Here is a 22,708-nt window from a genome sequence, read left to right as displayed (position 1 = left end):
TTATTATTTGCTGTAGTTATAGGAGTAAAGTAAGTATGCATTTAGGGTTACAAGCCTTGAAGTTTGTTGCATTAATTATCTTAGCTGTGATGTTTAGTGCCGCACTGGGTTATGAAATAAAAGCGGACTGTCTTATCTTAATGTCGATTACGATTGCTTTTCTTAAAGCTCATCGTATTGGTCACTGGGTATATGCCTTGTTAGCTGTGACTGCGACTTTCTATATTCCTGTTTCTTGGAATTATGGTCATCCTAATTTGACCATCATTTCTTCACTGATTGAGACCAACCCTTCAGAAGCGCTTGAGTTCTTTAATGATTTGGAGCTCAAAACGTTGGCAGTCGCGGCACTTTTCGCTGCAGCGTCCTTTTATCTGTTCAAATGGGTACCACAACTTAAAGGTCGTAAAACATCAGTATTCTGTCTGATCTTGTTTTCGTTCTTACTTTTAGATAAGCCTATTCGCACCATTAAAGACCGTAATGTTAATAGCGACTACACGCATGCATTGCTCTCTTACATGCGTTACCCACCAGTTCGATTTATCTTTGATTGGTTTGATTCGTACAACATGTACCATCAATACAATGCAGAGATCATGGCTCAGCGTGAAATCCCAGCCTCTTGGCAAATTACTAAAACACCGAGCGAGGCTAAGAACACCATTTTTGTGATTGGTGAAAGTGTACGAAAAGACTACATGAATGCGTATGGTCTGCCGATGGAAAACACGCCGTTTATGTCGACGGCCAAAGGGCAGCTTTGGACAAACTTTTTGTCCCCAGGTCCGAACACGTTCACTTCGGTAATGCGCTACGTCACAATGAATGATGGTCTTGATATTGAGCTGAATAACAACATCAACACCTTAGCGCAAATGGCTGGTGTGGAAACCTATTGGATTTCTAACCAGGGTCGAATGGGAGAATTCGATACCGGGATCAGTTCAATTGCTAACTATGCTGAGCATGTTTCCTTTACACGCAGTGGTAGCTTTAGAGACTCGAACGTTTATGACAGCACACTGCTGCCAAGCATTCAAAAAGCGCTGTCGAGTGACGATAAATCAAAATTGATTGTGATCCACTTAATTGGCTCACATCCAGGTTTCTGTGATCGTGTGGAAGGTGATGTTGAGTTTGACTTCAATGGCAGCAAGATCTCTTGTTACATTGAGTCGATAAAGCAAACAGACACAATGCTAGAGAAAATTAACCAACTTGCTGGGAAGCAGTCGCTGCCATACAACTTGATTTATGTTTCCGATCACGGACTTGGGCATCGCAATAGTGGTGAAAACTTGCGTCATGATCCATCGGTAAAACAATCCTACGAAGTGCCTTTGTTTGTTATTGGTTCGGACTTCAATGAACGAAAAGTAGTTGATTATCCACGTAATGGCTTCACAATGATCAAAGCAATCTCTGAATTGATGGGTGTCTCCAGTCAGAGGTTGGATGCGTTACCTTCTTTCTTCTCTTCACATGCGGATGTGCCGGAAGTGAATAATGGAGAAGGTAAATTGGTTCCGCTAAGTACGTTAAAAGATGATCCGATTCAATCATAGTTTAATGTAGATTCTCTAAATAGCAGCAGCTTGGTTAAGCTGCTGCTGATTTACGCGATGAGGTGAATTATGTCTAAAAAGGTGCACCGCCGCCGTCGTTGGAACAATATTCTAATCTTAGGCATCATCGTGTTCATGGTGATCCTTAATGCGCCAACTTGGATCAAAACCTACCTTATCGATGAACAAGTGGATCCGTATCCAAACTTGTTGCGCTCCGATCATGATGTCAGTGCCATTTACTATGCTGGTTGGGAATTAGACAAGCAAAATGGACAGTGGCAATCCAACATTAAAGCCAATATCCCCGTACAAGAAATAGTGACTCGCTGGCAATCACTTGAAGGCACAGAACTGAACTCTCAGCAGTATGAACAGTTAAAGCCTCGCCTTTCATCGCCGGAAAGCATCGAAGTCTGGTATCAAGGTTTGGAAGAGCCACAACGTATCACCTTTTACCGCCTTGACGATTTTTGGCTATTTAAAAATTGGCAAGACAAGTGGATCGCCATTTCTGTTGATGGCAACTACATCATGCCTAAGTAAAAGTTGCGTAATAACCTTTCGCTGAAACTGTGTTTGTCATACTGCTTTTCTATTATGCTAAGCGCTCACTAATGTTGTTTCTGACGCTGTTAAGGAGAGTCAAATGCCTGAATTACCAGAAGTTGAAGTAAGCCGAATGGGGATCAGCCCTCATATGATTGGGCAGACGATCAAGGCATTTGTTTTTCGTACTCCGAAGCTACGTTGGGATATTCCTCAAGAGCTTAAGCTTTTGGAAGGGCAGGTTATTCGTAATATTCGTCGTCGCGCAAAGTACTTATTGATTGATACTGACCAAGGTACAGCGATTGTTCACCTTGGCATGTCTGGATCATTGCGTGTACTCGACGCTGACTTCCCTGCGGCAAAGCACGATCATGTTGACCTTAAACTCACCAATGGCAAAGTGTTACGCTACAACGACCCGCGTCGTTTTGGTGCTTGGCTTTGGAGCGCTCCTAATGAGTCTCACACCGTATTAGATCATATGGGACCTGAGCCTTTAACCGAGGAGTTCAACGCTGAATATATGGCAGACAAAGCCAAAGGTAAGCGTGTTGCAGTTAAACAGTTCATTATGGACAATAAAGTGGTGGTTGGCGTTGGGAATATCTACGCCAATGAGTCTTTATTTAAAACCCGCATTCACCCAACTCGCCCAGCAGGAAAACTAACTAAGAAAGAGTGGCGATTACTGGTGGAGAACATCAAAGCTACGTTAGAAATCGCGATTCAGCAAGGTGGAACTACACTTAAAGACTTCGCCCAAGCGGACGGCAAACCTGGTTACTTTGCACAAGAGTTATTAGTTTACGGAAAAGCCGGAGAGCCATGTCCAGAATGCGGTGAAGTGCTCCAAGAGCAGAAAATAGGGCAACGTAATACCTTCTTTTGCAATGTGTGTCAGCAGTAGAAATAAGATCGTCTCCGGTGTATTTCTATCAAGCAGTTGTAATCGCCGACCTTTCCTTCAATAATTCATACAGTTTTGAATAAATCAGTACATCCTATGAAAGTCATTTACCCAGGAACATTTGACCCAGTTACCAATGGTCACTTAAATCTTATCGAGCGCACCCATGAAATGTTCGATGAAGTCGTTATCGGAGTCGCAGCAAGCCCTTCAAAGAATACGATGTTCACATTGGAAGAACGCGTTGCTTTGATGGAAGAGGTAGTGGCGCATTTACCTGGTGTAACAGTGAAAGGCTTTTCTGGGTTACTGGTGGACTTTGCTCGTCAAGAGCAGGCTAAAGTATTGATTCGTGGGTTAAGAACAACGGTCGATTTTGAGTATGAGTTTGGTTTGACCAACATGTATCGCAAGTTATTGCCTGGGATTGAGAGTGTATTTTTGACCCCTGAAGAAGAGTTTGCTTTTTTATCGTCGACCATCGTACGTGAGGTTGCTATCCATGGTGGCAGTATTGAGCAATTTGTTCCTGCGGCAGTGGCTAAGGCTATTGAGAAGAAAGTAAATGAAAGACAGTAAGTTTCCTTATTATTTCTCAAACGCTCTCTCGATGCTGATCCCTCGTTTTGTCTATCGAGAGCAAGCAAAGCGTTTACTTTCGACTCTGAATGAAGCGGAGAAGCAGTACTGTCTTGAGCGAGTGAATTATTACAACAAGTGTGAACAGTTGTTTTCGGTCGATAGCCAAGAGCAGAGTTACGCTAAGATTGGTGAGTTCAAAAAAACAAAAGGTTGGACTTATTTTTTCGATACGCGCCAAGTTATACGCTATTTCCCATCTGAGTTTACGTTTAACTACATCAATGGTGATGTGACGCATATTCCTAATGTGCCGAGCTTTATTAAAAGTCGTCCTATCCATGGTGACAATCAGAATTCTATCGTTTTAAAGCTGAATCAAATTCGTCACTTTAAATTTGTGGATGACGAAATGAGCTACCGAGATAAGAAAGACATGGTGGCGTGGCGAGGCGTCGGTTTTCAGCCTCACCGTCAAACGGTAATTCATGCTTTCTACGATCATCCGCAGTGCAATATTGGTCAGACTCGACCACAAGAAGGACAGCCTTGGGAAAAAGGTTTTATGAGTATTGAGGAGCAGCTTCAATACAAGTTCTTGTTGTGTATTGAAGGCAATGATGTCGCAACCAACCTGAAGTGGGCAATGTCCTCGAACTCATTGGTTATTATGTCAAAGCCTAAGTACGAAACATGGTTTATGGAAGGTAAGCTAGAAGCTGGCATCCACTATGTTGAAGTGAAGGATGATTATTCGGATTTGCCTGAAAAGATGGACTATTACTTAGCGAATGAGCAAGAAGCATTAGCGATCATTGAGAATGCGCACCAATGGGTTGAGCAGTTTAAAGATAAACGTAAAGAGCGTTTGATCTCATTGATGGTTGCCGATAAGTACTTCACCTTATCTCAACAACAATAAAAAAGGGGCGAAACGCCCCTTTCATATTTTTATAAGCTTCTAAAGTTTTTACGCTTCTAGAAATTGGTCAACACCGTTTTCGCAACGCTTAAGTTTGTTTTTAATGGTGTTATCTAAGATCTCATCGTTTTGACCCAATGACGCACGAGAGTTTTCTACGTGATATAAGTGGTAGCCCACTCCGGCGAATTTTAGGTAAAGACGTGACTTGTTTGAGTTAAGCATGCGATGAACAAATTCGCTGTCTTCACGTCCCCAACCGACAAAATCTTGGTTGAAGCCATTCACCTCGATAACATCTTGTCGCCAAAACGCCATATTACAGCCGCGAGTCGCCTTATCGTTGTTGCGTTCGTATGAGAACCAGTTCGATAGCAGTGAGTTTGTGATGCAGTTCTTACGGTTGCGGATCCCTTTGCTAAATACAGAAGGAACCAATCCGTTTTCCATAATTTCACGGCTGCACGCTTCGTCAGTCAGAACTCGACCACCTTGAACAAACCAATTTGGTTTTGCCACGCGTTTGTGGGACTCAATAAAGGTTTGTGACAATACCATGTCGCCATCGATCATGATTAGGTAATCGCCTGATGCTTTAGCGATTGCACGGTTTCGACTCATAGAAAGCTGGAAGCCATTGTCTTCATGCCAACTGTGTACCAGTGGAACCGGAAAACCTTCACGCATTTGGTCAATCATTGCTTTGGTATCTTCACGAGAACCATCATCTGCCACAATAACTTCATCAGGCAAAACGGTTTGGCGCTTTACACTTTCTAACACGGATTTTAAGGCTTCTTTCCAGTTATAAGTGGTAATAATTAAAGTCGTTTTCATTATTTTTTCGCCTGTTCGCGTAAGTATAAGTCGATGTATTTAACGAAGGTAGAATGCATGCTTAACCACGCAAGGATGAAGCCATGCTTACCATCAAGAAAACCACGCTTAAGAATGTACATCTTCAAAAAGCTGGCTAATGCATGGATGATTGCCGTGCTGAGACCAGATTTTTTCTTGCCTTCTCGCTCGTCTGTCCAAGCTTTGAGGTAACCTGTGGTTTTGTTGATGTAATGATGGAGGTGTTCGTACGTATAGTGGTGTAATCTGCCATCCAGTTTCTTGATTGCAAAGCCGTTATCTTCGACTTTTTCATGCACTAAAGCATCATTGTAGTGGGTATAACTGGTGCGGTAGAGACGAACGATCCAATCTGGTGACCATCCTGAGTGGTAGATAAACTTACCAAACGCGGCACTCAGACGATTCACTTTGTACAGTGTGTTTGGCTCGTCATTTTCAACGGCTTTTAAAATGCTTTCTTTCAGCTCTGGCGTGACTTGTTCGTCGGCATCCAACCAAAGCACATAATCTGCAGTTACGTATTGCTGAGCAAGTTGGCGCTGTTTGCCAAATCCTGGCCACTCCAAGTTGGTGTAAAACTTGTCGGTATATTGTCTGGCGATTTCTTCAGTGCGATCAGTACTGCCTGAATCAAGAAGGACAATCTCATCAGCCCAATCTTTCACTGTGTCTAGACAAGCTTGTAGATGCTTCTCTTCATTTTTCACGATTAAGGCAACGGCTAAAGTGGGTTTAGACAAGTTGGTTTCCTTCTTAAACAATCTTATATAGGGGGAGTTTACTGATATTGGGGATACAAATCTTCTACGACTTGATCAAACATAACCATGACACGATCACTCGTGATACGATTCATCGCTTTTTCATCTTTTGCTCGCGTTCGCCAGCTTAGCTCTTGGCTGGTTTTTCCAGTCTCTGCAAAAATGGTCTCTTCATACACTGAAACGGCGTATTTCAAATAGTTATAAGGACCAACACGGACAGGGTTATGGTGAGCATACAAGCCAATAATCGGGGTTTGCATTGCACTTGCCATGTGGGCAGGACCAGTATCTGGTGCAATCACCATCTCAACCTTATCAATCAGTGCCAGCATTTGCATGATGGAGCTTTCTCCAACCAAGTTTAAGCAAGGTTCTGTAAGTAAAGATTGAATGCGTTCAGCTAAGTCGACTTCTACTTTCGCTGGGCTACCCGCTAAGATGACATTCCAGCCTTTCTCTCGAGCGTGGTTGATAACATCAACATAACCTTCTGCATTCCAGTTCTTATAAGCTTTGCTTGCCCCAGGGACCAACAATAGATTCGGCTTATCAGCTTGGCGCTGAGTTTTCGAGACCTTAGTTTCTGAGACCTTAGTTTCTGCCCAGAGAGCATCTTGCTCTGAGTACGACAATGACCAAGTAAGTTCTGACTGAGGCACACCAATTTGATGGGCAAACGCCATTAAACCATCCGCAACATGCAAAGAGCTTGGTGAAGGAACTTTGACATTGGTGAACAAAGTTTGAAAGTCTTGGCTACGGTCAGAAGAGAACCCAAGTTTGTACTTCGCTTTAATACCTAACGTCGCCACGCTCGCTCGAATGGCATATTGCATATGAAGCAAAGCATCGAACTTGCGTCCTTTGAGCTGCTTCCACAATGACTTATAACCATCAAGGCCTGCTTTTTTATCAAAAACAATCACTTCAACACCATCTATCGCTTGCAGCAATTGAGCTTCAAGCTTGCCAGTAATCCAAGTGATATGGGTATCAGGCCATTGTTTTTGAATCGCTTGAACCGTCGCGATGGTATTACAAACGTCGCCGATGGCGGATAAACGCAATATACAGAGTGAAGAAGGGGCAGAAGTGAACATAGTTATTGTCTGATAAGATAAATAGATGCAGGTAAATTATGCAGACATCCCCAATAAATGTAAAATACACCGCTTCTATAATGAGTACTGACGAGCCCCTCTTAATGTCAAAGACAAAACAACACCAATCATTGAACTCAGGTAAACCTGGAAACACGGGTTTGACGCGCGTCATCAAAGCGGCTGGATATTCTGCAAAAGGGCTGAAAGCAGCGTTTAAACATGAAGCAGCCATCAGGCAAGAATTAGCCATGCTGGTACTTGCGATTGCATTGGTGTGTGTATTTGATTTGAGTGTTGTAGAACGCATTCTCATGTTAGGCGTTGTAGTGTTAGTGTTTATCGTTGAACTGATTAACTCTGCCATTGAAGCCGTTGTTGATAGAATTGGTGTCGAGCATCATGAACTGAGTGGGCGAGCAAAAGACATTGGCTCAGCCGCAGTGATGGTTGCGCTATTTTTTGCTGGCTTTACATGGCTGTATATTCTTATCAGCCACTACTTTTAATAAAACCTAACGGCAACTTTCGACATGACTCAGAGTTATCAACAAGGCAATAGCATGGTGTGGTTTGATGATGAAATCATCACAGACCCAAGCCAAGCGTTGTTTGATGCCCAATATTGGCAAGAGCAAGATAAAGTGGTGGGTAGCGCATTCGGACGTGGAACCACATGGTTTGTTCAACTTGAGACTATGCAAGCTGCTTTGCGTCATTACCGCCGTGGTGGTTTGTTTGGCAAGTTGGTTGAAGATCACTATTGGTTTACTGGATGGGAGCAGACTCGTAGCCTACAAGAGTTTAATCTGCTCAGAGTGCTGATTGAGTCTGGTGTGAATGTCCCTCGACCGATTGCTGCGCGCGCAGTTAAAACTGGCTTAACTTACCAAGCGGATCTTTTGAGCGAAAGAATTCCCAATGCCAAAGACTTGGTCAGTATTTTGCAAGAAAACCCATTACCGGAAGCGATGTACCAGAAGGTAGGGCAAGAAATTGCCAAGATGCACAACGTCAACGTGAACCATACCGATCTGAACATTCACAACATCTTAATTGATGAGCAAGAAAAGGTATGGATCATCGATTTTGATAAATGCTCTCAGCAACCGGATGGTGATTGGAAGCAAGGCAACTTAGAGCGTTTGAAGCGCTCGTTTCTGAAAGAGCTGAAAAAACGTCAAATACATTGGCAAGAAAGCAACTTCGCTGTGCTTGAAAAGGCGTACTCTTTAAGTCGTTAGGTGCCAACGACGAACAATCAAAAATTTAGACTTGGCTATCTTATTAAGGTAAGCCGAGTGGCGTAGTTTAAGCGCACATTTAACTACAATTAAACAAGATTTCTCGTGCTTTACGTGAGCACAATATTAAGCAGGTAACGTTCATAATGAAAATACTAGTAACTGGTGGTGCTGGTTTTATTGGCTCTGCAGTCATAAGACACATCATTCGTGATACCCAAGATACCGTCATTAACCTAGATAAATTGACTTACGCTGGCAATTTAGAGTCCTTAGCGGAAGTATCGGATAGTGAACGTTACCATTTTGAGCATGTTGATATCTGTCAACGTGACGAGCTTGATCGCGTATTTGCAAAGCATCAACCTGATCTCGTGATGCACCTTGCGGCTGAATCGCACGTAGACCGTTCCATTGATGGACCTGCGGCATTTATTGAAACCAATGTCATGGGGACGTATCACCTTCTTGAATCGGCTCGTCAATATTGGTCGATACTGGATGAGACACGCAAAGCCGCTTTCCGTTTCCATCATATTTCTACTGACGAAGTGTATGGTGACCTAGAAGGTACGGATGATTTGTTTACTGAAACTACATCCTATGCGCCGAGTAGCCCGTACTCTGCTTCTAAAGCGTCCAGCGATCATCTTGTTCGAGCGTGGCAACGCACTTACGGTTTTCCTACGTTGGTGACCAACTGCTCGAACAACTATGGACCTTACCATTTCCCAGAGAAACTGATCCCACTGATGATTTTGAATGCCTTGGATGGCAAGCCTTTACCTGTGTACGGTGATGGTATGCAAATCCGTGATTGGCTGTTCGTCGAAGATCATGCTCGCGCACTCTACAAAGTCGTGACAGAAGGTGAAATTGGCGAGACATACAACATCGGTGGTCACAATGAAAAAGCGAATATTGAAGTCGTGAAAACCATTTGCTCGCTACTTGAAGAATTTCGACCAAACAAACCTGCAGGTGTTGAATCTTATGAATCGTTGATCACGTATGTGAAAGACCGACCAGGTCATGATGTACGCTATGCAATTGATGCAACAAAAATTGCTCAAGAGCTGAACTGGACGCCTGAAGAAACATTCGAAAGTGGCATTCGAAAAACCGTTGAATGGTATCTAAACAACCAGCAATGGTGGCAACGAGTGCTTGATGGCTCATACAGTCTTGAACGATTAGGAGCGGGTGAATAATGAAAGGTATTATTCTTGCTGGTGGTTCTGGTACGCGTTTATACCCAATCACACGAGGCGTTTCTAAGCAGTTACTGCCTGTATACGATAAGCCAATGATCTACTACCCACTGTCAGTGCTTATGCTTGCTGGTATTCGTGAGATTTTGGTGATTACCACTCCTGAAGACCAAGAAGGTTTTCAGCGCTTGCTTGGTGATGGCTCTGACTTTGGTATCGAACTGCAATACGCAATCCAACCCACGCCAGATGGTCTAGCTCAAGCATTCATTATTGGTGAAGAGTTTATCGGTGATGACTCTGTGTGTTTGGTTCTAGGCGACAATATCTTTTATGGGCAGGGTTTTTCGCCAAAACTTCAGCAAGCAGCGGCTTTAAGTGAAGGAGCAACTGTTTTTGGTTATAAAGTAAAAGATGCTGAGCGTTTTGGTGTCGTTGAATTTGATGATCAAATGCGAGCTCTCTCAATTGAAGAAAAGCCCGTTGAACCTAAGTCAAACTATGCGGTGACAGGCTTATATTTTTACGACAATGATGTCGTTAAAATCGCAAAGACCATTGAGCCTTCTCACCGAGGAGAGCTTGAGATTACAAGTATCAACCAAGCTTATCTAGAGAAAGGAAAGTTAACCGTCGATATTTTAGGGCGAGGCTTTGCGTGGTTAGATACCGGGACACATGGCAGTTTGCTTGAAGCTTCGCACTTCGTTGAAACGATCGAAAAACGTCAAGGCTATAAAGTGGCATGTCTTGAAGAAATTGCCTATCGCCATGGATGGTTAACGAAAGAGCAAATCCAGAAAGCGGGTAAAGCGTTGTCCAAAAATGATTATGGGCGCTACCTTCTAGAGTTATTGGAAGAATAAATGTCTAATATACAGCTGATTTCTTTCCAAAAAATGGGTGATGAGCGAGGCTCTTTGATCTCATTAGAGCAAAATAAAAACATTCCGTTTGATATCAAGCGTATTTACTACATTTTTGATACTCAAAGTGGGTTATCAAGAGGTTTTCACGCTCACTACGATTTAGAGCAAGTTGCAATTTGTATGAAAGGTAGTGTTACGTTCTTGATTGATGACGGGACAACGAAGGAGCGGGTGACGTTATCTTCTCCGGATGTCGGTCTGCATATCAAAGGGCTTAAATGGCGAGAGATGCACGACTTTTCAGAAGATTGTGTATTGATGGTTGTTGCAAGCGACTTCTATGATGAAGCAGATTATATTCGAAATTATAGTGATTTTTTGTTAGCAGTTGAAAACGTTAACAATATTAGAGTTTCAGATTGATTTTAACAGTGTTTAAACCAGGTCATTTTCGATGAGAGTTACAAGATATTCAGATGAGTTTAAGAGCGATTGGGATTTATACTTATCTAAATGTAGAAATAAACACTTCATGTTTAATAGAGATTACATGGAGTATCACAAGGATAGATTCAATGATCATTCATTGATGATATTTGATGATAAAAATAGAATTATATCTTTGCTTCCTGCAAATGAATCTGGCACTACCATTTTCACTCATCAAGGCTTAACTTTTGGCGGTTTTTTGAGTTGTGGGTTAATGACAACGGAGAAAATGTTGGAAGTTTTTTCTGTCGTTCTCGAGTACTACAAGTCTCAAGGAATGGATAAGTTAATCTACAAAAAGATGCCATACATATATTCAGATAATGCTTGTGAAGAAGATTTGTACGCACTTTTTAGAATCAATGCTGAGTTATACCGAAGAGATGTAAGTTCAACTATCTTTATGAGCAACAGGTTGCCTTACCATAGAAGTCGTAGCTTCAAAAAAGCAATCAAAAATGGTGTAACCATTAAAGAAGTTGATAGCTTTGATGCATACTGGAAGTTGCTAAATGATGTATTGTCGAAACAACATGGTGTAAATCCAGTTCATACTTTGGATGAAATTACCCATCTTGGTTCTATTTTTAAAGATAATATTAAATGTTACTTAGCTTATCATGAAGATGAAGTTCTGGCTGGTTCAGTCGTATTTGAGAATGAAAATATCGTTCACTGTCAATATCTTGCATCAAATGATCTAGGACGAAAACTAGGTGCGTTGGATTTGGTTATTCATCACTTGATTACTGAAGTGTATCCAGAAAAAAGCTATTTTGATTTTGGTAACTCCAACGAAGACAATGGCAAGTATTTAAATACAGGTCTTATTTTTCAAAAAGAAGCTTTTGGTGCAAGAGCTGTTGTTCATGACTTTTATGAGATTAATATAAATGGTTAATTTTCTCGACCTTAAAACACTAAACGATGAATATAAGCAAGAGCTTAAAGAGGCTTGCAACAGGGTTATCGATTCTGGATGGTATATTCTTGGTTCTGAGACGGAAAGTTTTGAAAGTGAATTTGCGAAGTTCTGCGGTGTTAAGCACTGTATTGGAGTAGCAAATGGGCTTGATGCATTAACTTTAACCTTGAAAGCATGGCGAGAGCTAGGAAAAATCAAGGATGGTGATGAAGTTATCGTTCCAGCAAATACATATATTGCCTCTGTTCTAGCAATTACTGAAGCTCGACTAACTCCTGTATTTGTTGAACCGGATGAGAAGACTCACAATATCTGCCCACTTGCAATTGAAGCAGCGATTACGGATAAGACCAAAGTTATTTTGCCAGTCCACTTATATGGTCAATTAGCGGATATGCCAGTAATTCTTGATATCGCTAAAAAGTACGACTTACTCGTGTTAGAAGATAGTGCTCAATCTCATGGTGCAAGCTTAGAAGATACTCGATCTGGAGCATTTGGTGATGCATCCGGTTTTAGCTTTTATCCAGGAAAAAACCTAGGAGCATTAGGTGATGGTGGTGCTATCACAACCAATGACGATACCCTTGCAGATACCTTGAAAGCTCTAAGAAACTATGGCTCTCATGTTAAGTATCAAAACATCTATCCTGGGCAAAATAGCCGCCTTGATGAAATCCAAGCCGCGATGCTCCGGGTTAAGTTGAAATATTTGGAAAAACAAACGCAAGCAAGACGTAATCTAGCTGAGTTTTATTTGTCAAATATGACGAATCCTCTCATCGAATTACCATTAATCGATGAACCAGAATCTCATGTTTGGCACTTGTTCGTTATACGAACTAAATACCGCGATGAGTTAGTAGCTCACCTTGCGGATAACGGAATTCAAACGCAAGTACATTACCCTATAGCACCTCATAAGCAGCAGGCGTACAAACAATACAACCATCTTGTTTTGCCTATTACTGAGAAATTGCAGACCGAAGTATTATCATTGCCGATGTCTCCGTGTTTGACTGACGAAGAAAAAGCACTTGTTGTCGATGCAATCAATAGCTTTCAAATTGATTGATGAGGAAAGGTAATGTGAAGATTCTAGATGATGTTGTTTATGTATTATTTTGCTATAAGCAAGAAGAGTATATAAGAGAGAGTCTAAGATCGATATTCAATCAAACAGCTTGGCCAGGCTTGGTTTTAGTATTGGATGATTGCTCTCCCGATAAGAGTCACGATCTTATACTTCAAGAGATCGATGCTGCGCCAGAAGGCTTGAATATCGAATATCGACACAATGAGAAAAATATTGGTCTTGTTAGCCAAATTAATTCCCTGAGAGGAAAGTTTTCCGAAAAGCTGATAATTGTTCAAGCTGGTGACGACATTGCTTATCCGGAGAGAGTAGAGCAAACATACTCTGCTTGGGTCAACAATAATAAACCGTCTTTGATTATTGGTGGCTTTGAGAAAATCTCTGAGTGTGGCGAAGTTATCGAAAGCTTTAAATCAGAAGGCGTTTCTATTAAACCGTACTCCTTAGACAACATAATCAATAGAAAGTGCATAGTTAATGGTTGTTGTGCCGCGTATCGCGCAGAAATTTTGGATTTGTTTGAGCCGTATGATTTTGGTTTGATAAACGAAGACAGAATTAATGTCATTCGAGCTTTTCTTTTAAATGGAACCCATTATGAACACAAGCTATGGTTGAAGTACCGAGTCGGTGGTGTTTCTGATTTTAGTAAGACAACATACGAAGATAAGTATAGAAATATAGTTGTCAATGCTGAAAGAGAACTGAAAGACCTCGAAATGAATTTAGTCGATGTTAACAGTAAGCCAAATGCACAAGTAGTAAGCGCAATAGAAAAAAGATTGAAGATAGCTAAGTTTATGATGGGAATTCCATACAATAAGTCAAAGCTATATATATATACTCTGACTTACCTTTTGAAAACTGGTGATTTTCACAATGCATTTAAAGTGTTGCGAAGAATGAAGTAGCCCCTAATTGGGGCTATCCATTAGTTTTTCTTTTATGTGAGATATTATTTTTTGAGTTGGTGTCTTGTCAGCAAAGTGAACCAAAATATCATTTTCTAAAAATGTATTATCAACTTTTGCTGTTCCATCAATAACTTCACTTATAAATTGATTGATATCCTTTTCAGAATGACCTTTTGTACAACAATCGTAGGCTTTGTTACCAAACGCATTTTGATAATTTCGAATATCTTCACTAAGAGATAAGTATAATACAGGTTTTTTAACATAGAGATACTCTGCCAAGAAAGAGCCACTATCATGAATCATTGCATCTGAAGATTTAAATAGATCGTAATAATCCCCTTCTTCCAGTTGACAGTGCTGGGAGTTTTTCCAGTAATCATAATATTCGTCGGTTTTTTCTTTGCCCCAATCAGTATGATGGTACAGTTTTTCTTTTAATAATGGGTGTGGTTTAAAAGCCCATTGAATATCATCTTTGTGCTTTTCAGAAAGCTCTTTAATAACATCAGAAAACTTGATGAAAGTACTATATGGAAGTTCAGGTGTGTCGATAGTGTGATGTGGAGCGAATATAATTTTTCGTTTTGTCTTCTCTTGTTGCTTCCAAGGGCTCTCGTTAGGTTGGTTATCTTCAAGCAGAGGCTCCATGGAAGGGTAACCTGTCACAATGACGTTTTTTCCTTTTTGAATAGCGTATTCTTTGAATATATCCATGTCATCGAAGTGAGGTGCATAGATAGCCCACATCATATTGTGAAAATCTTGATTATATTGTGATTTATAATTATGGTATTTAGATATTTGATGTGAATATGGTACATATATTGATAGGTGGTTGTGGTATGCGCTTGTGTAATATTCTTTTTTCGTTAGTTTATGAGGATTAGAGAAAAATATAAGATCAATGTCTAATGAATCTATATCTACCCAGCTCGAGTTATTGTCATCATAAGAACTTACTACAGGGTATCCTTTCTTTTCAAAAAAGTTAACATTCGTTTTTATATCTTCGATCGCTTGATTATCTTCAATGTTATTTACAGGGCAGATGAAAATAAATGGTTCGAAATAATCATCTTCTAACATTGCTTTGAAAACAGGGTCACTTTTCCATACGCTATGATGTAAAACAAAAAATCCAACTTTGATCTTGTCTTTTCTCTTTATTTTTTTGATCCGTTGGTTATCTTGGATAATATTTTTTTGGTACTTGACCTGTTTTTTTAGCGTCTTGAAAAGTGTTTTTAATGACATGTTATTAACCTTTTGACTTTATGGGTAAAATAAAGGAAGTTTTAATTTTTTATTATCTTATTTGTCCGAGCTAACGCTCCCTGATTTTTAACAGCATACTCGTAGGCATTTTGTCCATAAGCATGTTGTGAATGTGGTTCAGAAATAAGGTGTGTTAGGTGACTCCCAATGCCAACAGAATCTTTGGATACTAATATCCCATTTGCCTGTATCAGATCATTCACTATGTCTTTAAAGTTGAAATAGCTAGGGCCGGTGATGACGACTTTTTTTAGTATTGCAGGCTCCAATACATTGTGTCCACCAACCTTATCTCCAACCAAGCTGCCGCCCATAAAGCAGATATCAGCAGCACCTAACAATAGAAGCATTTCTCCCATTGTATCGCCGAGATAAACTTGAGTTGAATTAGCCACGTTCTCTTGTGTGGTTCTACGCACGGTTTCAAAGCCTTGTTGTTGGCAGAGATCGTACATATCATCAAAACGTTCTGGGTGACGAGGTACAAGGATCAAAAGTGCATCTGGGTGTGACTCTAACACTCTTTTATGTGCTACCAAGACTTGCTCGTCTTCGCCCTTATGAGTACTTGCTGCAATCCACACAGGGCGATTTTGACCTAGCTCTTGCCTTAGTATTTTGCTCTTTTCTTTCACGTCATCCGAGATTTGAATATCAAACTTAATAGAGCCAGTGACTTTCAGTTTGTCTTTATCAACCCCCAGTCGTTCAAAACGGTTTGCGTCTGACTCTGTCTGACAAAGAACTTGAGTTAGGCATGGTAACATCAGATTAAACAAAGGCTGAACTTTGGCGTAGTTGCTACGTGATTTTTCCGATAAGCGGGCATTGACGACGCTGATAGGAATACCGGCTTTATGGACCTCGTTTAACGTATTTGGCCACAGCTCCGTCTCGATGATCAGCATTTGCTTCGGTTGTGTTGTCTTTAGGAAGCGTTTTACCGCAAAGGCGAAGTCAATTGGCATATAGCGGTGCTCAACTAAATCACCCAGCTTAGCAATCTGTTCCGCTCCGGTACTCGTCGTGGTCGTAACCAGAATAGGCTGCTCAGGGTTTTGCTCTTTAAGCACCTTAATAAAAGGCGTAGCAGCAATGCTTTCGCCGACAGAGACTGCATGTATCCAAATCGGCTTTTCGTCGCTTGTTAATTTCGGAGTAATACCAAAGTGCTCTTTCCAACGTTGACCAAATTTGGGTTTGTTTGGCTTACTTTTGTATAAGCCAACCAATAGGAAAGGCGATGCGATTGTGAGCAAGAGAGTATAGAGAATACGAATTAACATGAGCCAACAGCGATCGCTTCTAGTTTTTGAATACTATCCAAAACTTGCTTTGGCGATAACTCAGTTAAGCACTTCAAATGCTTAAACTGACACTCGCGCTTAAAGCATGGACGGCAGTCAATGTCCGTATGAACAATCTCTACCTTCTCTGCAAGTGGTGGCGTGTATTTCGGTGAGGTGGAGCCATAGACCGCCACGACGTTACAGCCAACGGCCGCTGCCACGTGCATCAGACCTGAGTCGTTCGCAACAACGGTCTGGCAAGCCGCCAGAAGATCAACCGCTTCAATCAGGCTTGTTTGCCCTGCTAGAACGTGAATCTGATGCTGATGTTCTTGAGGTACTAATTGCTTGATGTTGTTGCAGGTTTCGAGATCTTTTTGAGAGCCAAACAACCATACCTGATGCCCTGATTTCGCCATTTGAATTGCCACTTCTGCATAGTGCGCTTCGGGCCATTTTTTCGCGGGACCGAATTCCGCTCCAGGGCATAGACCAACAACAGGAGATTCTTGGTTGAGATTAAACTTAGAAATCGTAGCGCTTTGTTCTTGTTTATCAATAAACAGGCTAGGGCGAGGCAATGTTTCTAAACCGCCCAGAGAAGAAGAGTCGATCATCTCCGCTTGTGAATAGGCTAATGCAACATAGCGCTCAACCATAAACTGGAAAGATTTCATATTTGGACGCAAGTCATTGAGTAGACCGTAGCGCATTTCACCTTTCCAACCAGTGCGGAGTGGGATATTAGCAAACCAAGGAATCAGTGCTGACTTTGCAGACTTCGGCAGGATGTAGGCGTGGTCGTACTGTTTTTCTCGTAGTGATTTACCAATTTCTCGACGACCCAATAAGTTGAACTCACCATGACCAATAGGCATTTCAATGGCTTGGTGGATCTCTGGCATGCGCTCAAGAATTGGTTTACACCAACCAGGTGCAATTACATCAATTTGGCTTTCTGGATGAAGTTGCTTTAAAACGATGTACAGTGACTGTGACATCACCATATCACCAACCCAAGACGGTCCGATGATGAGTATTTTCATGCTTTGTTCTTCCAGTACATAAACTTAAGAATGGATTCGTAGGTTCTGAAGAGTTCTGCGTAGATCTTATTAGGTACGGTCATCTTCGACTTGTCTTTTCTTTTAGCGCCAATCGTTGAAGCGATTTGAGCTCTAGTGAAAAGATCTGGGGCAACACTGTAAGTCTGAACATTATGACGCCATGGTTTTTCCATGTAGTCATCTACCGGTTCGATAAACTCTTGAGCATGCTTAACAAACTTAGAGGCTGCTTTCGGTGTGACAATATAAGCGGTGGTACCACAAGTCCCAGCAGAGTAGCCTCCTAGCATATGACTATCATCAATCGGTATGATTGGAGTGAATGCACGCTTCTGAGTGGCAGACAGCTTGATGTAGTCATAAGTAGAAGTCAGCGGAAGGGTATGCGTGAGTACTTGCTTTAATCCTTCTACAGGGTCGACGTTATCTTCTAAGATAATGATCGGTTCATCGAGCTCAGTACAGCGAACCCACAACTCGTAATGGCTTGAGAAGCAAGCAACTTCACTGGTTTTTAATTGATACCCTTTGCGGCGCTGAGTTATGGCTGGACGGCTTTTTTCTGAATGAAGAAAACCGTCAATAGATCCATCTACGGCATCAAAAAATTCAAACTCAATGCCCTGTTGTTTTAACTTTTCTTCAATACGTTCTCGGCGATCTAGTGATCGAGCCAAGCTTACGACAAATACTTTCACTGCACTTTCCAGTCGCTGTTATATCTTGGTTTAAACAAATTGTAATAGTTATTGCCATCTTCTTGAGAGTGTAAAAGCTGCAACACCCACATGTATTGTTCTGGCTTATTTGCTACAAAGTACTCAATCGCTTGGTTACAAGTGCGAGCATCTTGTTCTTCGCCCTTGTCTAATTCAAACGCCGGTAAGATTTCGATATCAAACGTACCATCTTCTGTATTCATAGAAGCAAACATAGGTAACACTTTAGCGCGTGATAGTTTGGCAATTTTACCTAAGCCTGGGAGCGTTGCTTTTCTGGTTGCAAAGAAATCGACAAAAACGCTGTGTTCAGGACCATGATCCTGATCGGGTAAGTAATAGCCAATGTAACCGTCACGAACTGATTTCAAAAACGGCTTAACACCACCAGAGCGTTCATAAACGCGACCGCCATATTGCACGCGTTGTTCGTGCATTAGCCAATCTGCAACTTCATTTTTCTGCTTTTTTGCCATCGCAGAGACGGGCATTCCCATCGAAGCAAGTAACACCGCAGGAATATCAATCGCCCATGAGTGTGGAACCATCAAAATGACTTTCTCATCATTGTCGATGTGTTTTTGAAGGATGTCTAAACCTCGGATCTGGCAACGCTGCTGTAACCATTTAGATGAACGTAAGCTAAGTAAGCTGAAACGGAAAAAGAACAATGCTGCAGTATAAAGCGTTTTTTCAATCAGTGCTTCGCGCTCTTCAAATGATTTCTCTGGGAAGCACAGCTCAAAGTTGACTCGAGCTCGGTGAGCCGGACCTTTGTGCGATTTAGCCAGTTTCTTCGCGATAGTTTTTGCTAGCCATTTCTGAATCCCTAAAGGTAATAAAGCAAGCGGCAAAGAAAGGACAATGCCTATCCACGTACCCCAATACTTCGGCGCTAAAAAGTGGCGCTCAAATTCAGGGTTATAAGCTTTAGGATCGAAATCATCACGTTGATTAGTCATGAAGTTTTAAGTACCTATATTTTTGAAGAAAGGCGATTGGGGGTCTGTAGAAATGATACTAGTAATCGTATCAGAGTAAAGGTGGTAGAGAGTTAACTACCACCTTTGAAGGGAATTAACGGTTTTGAATCGCTAGGTATTCAGCAACACCTTCAGCTACCGTTTTGAATTCTACATCACAACCAGCTGCACGAAGCTTAGTTAGGTCCGCTTGAGTGAATTCTTGGTAAGCGCCTTTTAGGTGATCAGGAAACGGAATGGTTTGGATTTCACCTTTGTTGTGGTGTTTGACCACTGCTTTTGCCACTTCTTCAAAAGATTCTGCACGACCAGTACCGCAGTTGAAGATGCCAGAAACACCATTTTCTAGGAACCAAAGGTTAACTTTGCACACATCACCAACATAAACGAAGTCGCGTTTGAATGATTCGCTACCAGCAAATAGTTTAGGGTTTTCACCTGCATTGATTTGGTTATTTAGGTGGAAGGCTACCGATGCCATGCTACCTTTGTGATCTTCACGTGGACCGTACACATTGAAGTAGCGGAAACCAGTGATTTGAGAAAGCTGTTCACCATGCTCTTGGGCATCTTGCCATAAGCGACGCACATAGTTATCAAATTGCTGTTTTGAGTAACCGTATACATTAAGTGCGCCTTCGTATTCACGTTCTTCAACAAACGTTTCTGTCTCACCGTATGTCGCAGCTGATGACGCGTATAGGAATGGAATTTCACGATCTAGACAGTAATGAAGCAACTCTTTTGAGTACTCATAGTTGTTTAGCATCATGTACTTGCCGTCCCACTCTGTTGTTGCAGAACAAGCACCTTCATGGAAGATGGCTTCAATAGGGCCGAAGTCGTCACCTGCCATGATTTGAGTAAGGAAGTCATCACGATCCATGTAATCTGTGATATCAAGATCAACTAAGTTTTTAAACTTCTTGCCATTTTTTAGGTTGTCGACAACCAGAATATCGTTAATACCTGCTTCGTTCAGTGCTTTAACAATGTTGCTGCCGATCATGCCAGCACCACCAGTTACGATGATCATAAGACTTCCACCATAGATTAAAATTTTCTCAGGAATTCTAGCAAGAAACAGAAATTAGCGCTATTGGAAGGAAAAGAAAGGTATAGAGCGCTTGGTATAAACAAAAGGGAGCCGAAGCCCCCTTAAATAGTGTTGTTATTCAGCGTTTGACGCGTTTGGCCTTTGGTACCAAGGATTACGTTCATCAGTCAGTTCAATCAAGCTGTACTTACGACCTAGCTTCTGACCGCCATCGCGAGTCAGTGGTTGCCAGCTAAAGAACGCGCGGTTGTTGCTTGGTTTCACTGTCATGATGTCGAATGGAATCGAAATGTAGAAGCCTTTAGTAAAGCTACCTTCACCGAATTCGTCAGCCGACAAATCACTGATTGATGCGAATGCACCTGCAATGACACCACTCTTGAACTGTTTAGATACATTCACTTGTGTACCGATATCACCCGCGAGGAACTGACCAACATCAACTTGAATCATCAAATCTTGTAGGAAGTCCCATTGAGGGTAGTAATAACCCGATACAAAACCAGTAAAGCCTTTGTCTACAACTTGGAACGGACGCCCATATTCTGGAACGTATTGCCATTTCTCATCGTATACACCGAAGTAGCTTTGTGGGTCACGTTGAGAGATCAAGTTAACATCTGCACCTATTGCCCAGTTTGCGCCTTTCGGTCGGTACAGGAATTCGGTACCCACACCCGCAAACATACTTTCTAGATAACCAGCGTAGAACTGTTGGTCCATGGTATCTGAGTACTCTTGGAACCAAGTTAACTGCAGGTTGGACATGGTTACCGCGTGTTCATTTTGATAAGCACGGAACATGGTACGTACACGAGGAATCGAAGTGCCATCCGGTGGGGTGACGTAGTTAAACTTGTCGTAGTTGTTGTACCAATCCCAGTATAGCGAGCCACCAATTTCTAGGTTATCTGTCAGCCAGTAAGAGGCGCTACCACTTAGACCAACACTGAACAGGTAGAACTCTTCTGGGTTGCCCAAGGTCTGAGCCAGTTTTGGTGAGAAGCCCCAATCAAAGCGCTCAAAACCATCGTAAGCAGGTTTGCCTTGCGGTTTATCACTTGAGGTTGATGTTGCATCTTCGATATTTGGATTGATGTAGTTAACTTCTGCAAAGTCACGGTATTTCTCTTTGGAGATAACCGTTTGATCGCCGATTAGACCACGACTGCGTTCATTGATAGTAAAGGTATCAATGTTGTCTGGCATTTTGTTGTAAAGGACTGCCGCTGCTTTTTCATGAGCTTCATTGCGATCACGATACTTTTTCTGCTCGCCGACAACAGAAACGGTATTGTCTTCAACATAGAGTTGGGTATTTTGGTAGCCAGCAATCTTATCCAGCTCCTCAGTAACACGTTCCCAATCTACATCAGACAGTTGCTCTGGTTGCTTGTCTTCAACTTCTGGCGTTGGTGTATCACGCCAGAAAGACGGCATATCATTGAAGTTTGTGTAAAGGCTTACGCCTGCCACTAACGTATCGCCGCGCTCGTAGCTCAAGCGCAAATCTGCCATATGTCCTAAGCGATACAAAACACCAAAGTTCCAAGGCGTATGAGGTGTCATGTCTACACCACCACGTACCACAGGGAAATCTTCGCTGTAATCGTTGCTGTCGTATTCAAGCTTAAATCGCAGTGGTGCGTGCAAAGTTTGATACTCGACACCACCAAAGAGTGCAGCAGGACCTTTGAAGAAACGATCTGTATTGGTTGTGCCTCCAGTTGACAGAAAATCACTTGGTCTTTGGCAAAAACTATCGGACAGCTTACATGCAGGGTTGCTGATGTTGTCGCGCGTACCTAAGTAGCCCCAGCCCATACCTAACGTAAAATCAAAGGTACCAAGGTTTGGGTTAGAGTAACGCTTTGTCGCAGCAACAAACTCACCATCAAAAAGACCGGTGCCTGCAAAGTCACGCACACCCACAGAAAGCTCTGGCAAGTACTCAGACTCTTGCAAAAGTCGAACTTTAAAATCGATGCCTTTGTCAGTGTATTTGGTATCACCCGAGAAGCTTGGATCATCACTATAAAAGAGATCATTCACCATGGTGTAGCGAATGGTCGTCTCTAACCATGGCATCACTTGTAGTGTGACATTATAGAAAAGGTACTCATCGCTGCCAGTAACAGCAAAGTTAAACTCGCCAACAGGTGCCATACGACCTGTTGGCATCTGCATTAAGCCGACACCACCAAAGTCCATTTGTGATGGTTGCAATGGTGGTGCTTCGAAAGGCATGTCTTGAGCCCACACCAACGCTGGACCCATTAAAGAAAGGGATAAACTGGTTCTGATCAGATTCATG

At 41.9% G+C, this 22,708-nt stretch carries 23 protein-coding genes; 13 read left to right on the top strand and 10 right to left on the bottom strand.

The genetic code is table 11. The features are described from left to right. The first annotated feature begins 35 nt into the window (after positions 1-35). From QMY49_RS13690 to QMY49_RS13670, 5 genes are all read left to right on the top strand, one after another. Positions 36-1,568, top strand: a complete 1,533-nt coding sequence (locus QMY49_RS13690; RefSeq protein WP_017817195.1) for a phosphoethanolamine transferase — start codon at positions 36-38, stop codon at positions 1,566-1,568. 69 nt (positions 1,569-1,637) lie between these two features. Continuing rightward, positions 1,638-2,114 (top strand): hypothetical protein, encoded by a 477-nt coding sequence (locus QMY49_RS13685; RefSeq protein WP_005449354.1) that lies wholly within the window; start codon positions 1,638-1,640, stop codon positions 2,112-2,114. Between the two features lie 103 nt (positions 2,115-2,217). After that, complete coding sequence (mutM, locus tag QMY49_RS13680; RefSeq protein ID WP_009698952.1) at positions 2,218-3,027, top strand: bifunctional DNA-formamidopyrimidine glycosylase/DNA-(apurinic or apyrimidinic site) lyase; 810 nt, start codon at positions 2,218-2,220, stop codon at positions 3,025-3,027. A gap of 96 nt (positions 3,028-3,123) precedes the next feature. After that, positions 3,124-3,606: a pantetheine-phosphate adenylyltransferase gene (gene coaD / locus QMY49_RS13675; RefSeq protein WP_005449352.1), complete on the top strand. Its 483-nt coding sequence runs from the start codon at positions 3,124-3,126 to the stop codon at positions 3,604-3,606. Further along, complete coding sequence (locus tag QMY49_RS13670; protein WP_283312020.1) at positions 3,593-4,528, top strand: glycosyl transferase family 90; 936 nt, start codon at positions 3,593-3,595, stop codon at positions 4,526-4,528. Before coaD ends, QMY49_RS13670 begins: the two co-directional genes overlap by 14 nt. Before the next feature lie 48 nt (positions 4,529-4,576). On the opposite strand, the gene QMY49_RS13665 is transcribed toward QMY49_RS13670, so the two are convergent. From QMY49_RS13665 to QMY49_RS13655, 3 genes are read right to left on the bottom strand one after another with little or no spacing between them, the layout of a single operon-like run. Beyond that, positions 4,577-5,365: a glycosyltransferase family 2 protein gene (locus QMY49_RS13665; protein ID WP_005535598.1), complete on the bottom strand. Its 789-nt coding sequence runs from the start codon at positions 5,363-5,365 to the stop codon at positions 4,577-4,579. Next, on the bottom strand, positions 5,365-6,129 hold the full coding sequence (locus QMY49_RS13660; RefSeq protein WP_222325929.1) for a glycosyltransferase family 2 protein: 765 nt from the start codon (positions 6,127-6,129) through the stop codon (positions 5,365-5,367). The genes QMY49_RS13665 and QMY49_RS13660 overlap by 1 nt, the downstream gene beginning before the upstream one ends. A gap of 38 nt (positions 6,130-6,167) precedes the next feature. Further along, entirely contained in the window at positions 6,168-7,253 is a 1,086-nt protein-coding gene (locus QMY49_RS13655; RefSeq protein WP_283312015.1) for a glycosyltransferase family 9 protein, read from the bottom strand. A gap of 104 nt (positions 7,254-7,357) precedes the next feature. On the opposite strand from QMY49_RS13655, the gene QMY49_RS13650 reads away from it, so the two are divergent. The 8 genes from QMY49_RS13650 to QMY49_RS13615 all read left to right on the top strand — a co-directional run bounded on the left by QMY49_RS13650 (position 7,358) and on the right by QMY49_RS13615 (position 13,998). Further along, positions 7,358-7,762, top strand: a complete 405-nt coding sequence (locus QMY49_RS13650; protein ID WP_005449346.1) for a diacylglycerol kinase — start codon at positions 7,358-7,360, stop codon at positions 7,760-7,762. Positions 7,763-7,786: 24 nt separating this feature from the next. After that, on the top strand, positions 7,787-8,497 hold the full coding sequence (locus QMY49_RS13645; RefSeq protein ID WP_283312013.1) for a 3-deoxy-D-manno-octulosonic acid kinase: 711 nt from the start codon (positions 7,787-7,789) through the stop codon (positions 8,495-8,497). A gap of 146 nt (positions 8,498-8,643) precedes the next feature. After that, a complete protein-coding gene (rfbB, locus tag QMY49_RS13640; RefSeq protein ID WP_283312010.1) occupies positions 8,644-9,708 on the top strand; it encodes a dTDP-glucose 4,6-dehydratase in 1,065 nt (354 codons plus the stop codon). Then, on the top strand, positions 9,708-10,574 hold the full coding sequence (gene rfbA / locus QMY49_RS13635) for a glucose-1-phosphate thymidylyltransferase RfbA (protein WP_009698946.1): 867 nt from the start codon (positions 9,708-9,710) through the stop codon (positions 10,572-10,574). Before rfbB ends, rfbA begins: the two co-directional genes overlap by 1 nt. Continuing rightward, entirely contained in the window at positions 10,575-11,000 is a 426-nt protein-coding gene (locus QMY49_RS13630; protein WP_009698945.1) for a sugar 3,4-ketoisomerase, read from the top strand. Between the two features lie 127 nt (positions 11,001-11,127). Then, a complete protein-coding gene (locus tag QMY49_RS13625; protein ID WP_227740413.1) occupies positions 11,128-11,967 on the top strand; it encodes a GNAT family N-acetyltransferase in 840 nt (279 codons plus the stop codon). After that, positions 11,960-13,066 carry a DegT/DnrJ/EryC1/StrS family aminotransferase gene (locus tag QMY49_RS13620; protein ID WP_009698943.1) on the top strand — a complete coding sequence of 369 codons (1,107 nt, stop codon included), beginning with the start codon at positions 11,960-11,962 and terminating at the stop codon, positions 13,064-13,066. Before QMY49_RS13625 ends, QMY49_RS13620 begins: the two co-directional genes overlap by 8 nt. Positions 13,067-13,080: 14 nt before the next feature. Next, positions 13,081-13,998, top strand: coding sequence for a glycosyltransferase (locus QMY49_RS13615; protein WP_283312006.1), 918 nt, complete (start codon positions 13,081-13,083; stop codon positions 13,996-13,998). Between the two features lie 3 nt (positions 13,999-14,001). Here the strand turns inward: QMY49_RS13615 and QMY49_RS13610 are convergent, their stop codons facing one another. From QMY49_RS13610 to QMY49_RS13580, 7 genes are all read right to left on the bottom strand, one after another. Then, a complete protein-coding gene (locus tag QMY49_RS13610; RefSeq protein WP_283312004.1) occupies positions 14,002-15,258 on the bottom strand; it encodes a CDP-glycerol glycerophosphotransferase family protein in 1,257 nt (418 codons plus the stop codon). A 41-nt stretch (positions 15,259-15,299) separates the two neighbouring features. After that, positions 15,300-16,565 carry a lipid IV(A) 3-deoxy-D-manno-octulosonic acid transferase gene (waaA, locus tag QMY49_RS13605; protein WP_038897721.1) on the bottom strand — a complete coding sequence of 422 codons (1,266 nt, stop codon included), beginning with the start codon at positions 16,563-16,565 and terminating at the stop codon, positions 15,300-15,302. Further along, on the bottom strand, positions 16,559-17,614 hold the full coding sequence (waaF, locus tag QMY49_RS13600) for a lipopolysaccharide heptosyltransferase II (RefSeq protein ID WP_009698937.1): 1,056 nt from the start codon (positions 17,612-17,614) through the stop codon (positions 16,559-16,561). Before waaF ends, waaA begins: the two co-directional genes overlap by 7 nt. Further along, a complete protein-coding gene (locus QMY49_RS13595) occupies positions 17,611-18,333 on the bottom strand; it encodes a glycosyltransferase family 25 protein (RefSeq protein WP_009698936.1) in 723 nt (240 codons plus the stop codon). The genes waaF and QMY49_RS13595 overlap by 4 nt, the downstream gene beginning before the upstream one ends. Further along, entirely contained in the window at positions 18,330-19,316 is a 987-nt protein-coding gene (lpxM, locus tag QMY49_RS13590) for a lauroyl-Kdo(2)-lipid IV(A) myristoyltransferase (RefSeq protein ID WP_283312002.1), read from the bottom strand. The genes QMY49_RS13595 and lpxM overlap by 4 nt, the downstream gene beginning before the upstream one ends. 115 nt (positions 19,317-19,431) lie before the next feature. Further along, positions 19,432-20,373 (bottom strand): ADP-glyceromanno-heptose 6-epimerase, encoded by a 942-nt coding sequence (rfaD, locus tag QMY49_RS13585; protein ID WP_005449311.1) that lies wholly within the window; start codon positions 20,371-20,373, stop codon positions 19,432-19,434. Positions 20,374-20,508: 135 nt separating this feature from the next. Then, on the bottom strand, positions 20,509-22,707 hold the full coding sequence (locus tag QMY49_RS13580; RefSeq protein WP_283312001.1) for a YjbH domain-containing protein: 2,199 nt from the start codon (positions 22,705-22,707) through the stop codon (positions 20,509-20,511). Position 22,708 lies beyond the last annotated feature (1 nt).

The organism is Vibrio harveyi (genome assembly GCF_030060435.1).
In the GTDB taxonomy this organism is placed as follows: domain Bacteria; phylum Pseudomonadota; class Gammaproteobacteria; order Enterobacterales; family Vibrionaceae; genus Vibrio; species Vibrio harveyi.
This window is presented reverse-complemented; position numbering and strand designations above follow the sequence as displayed.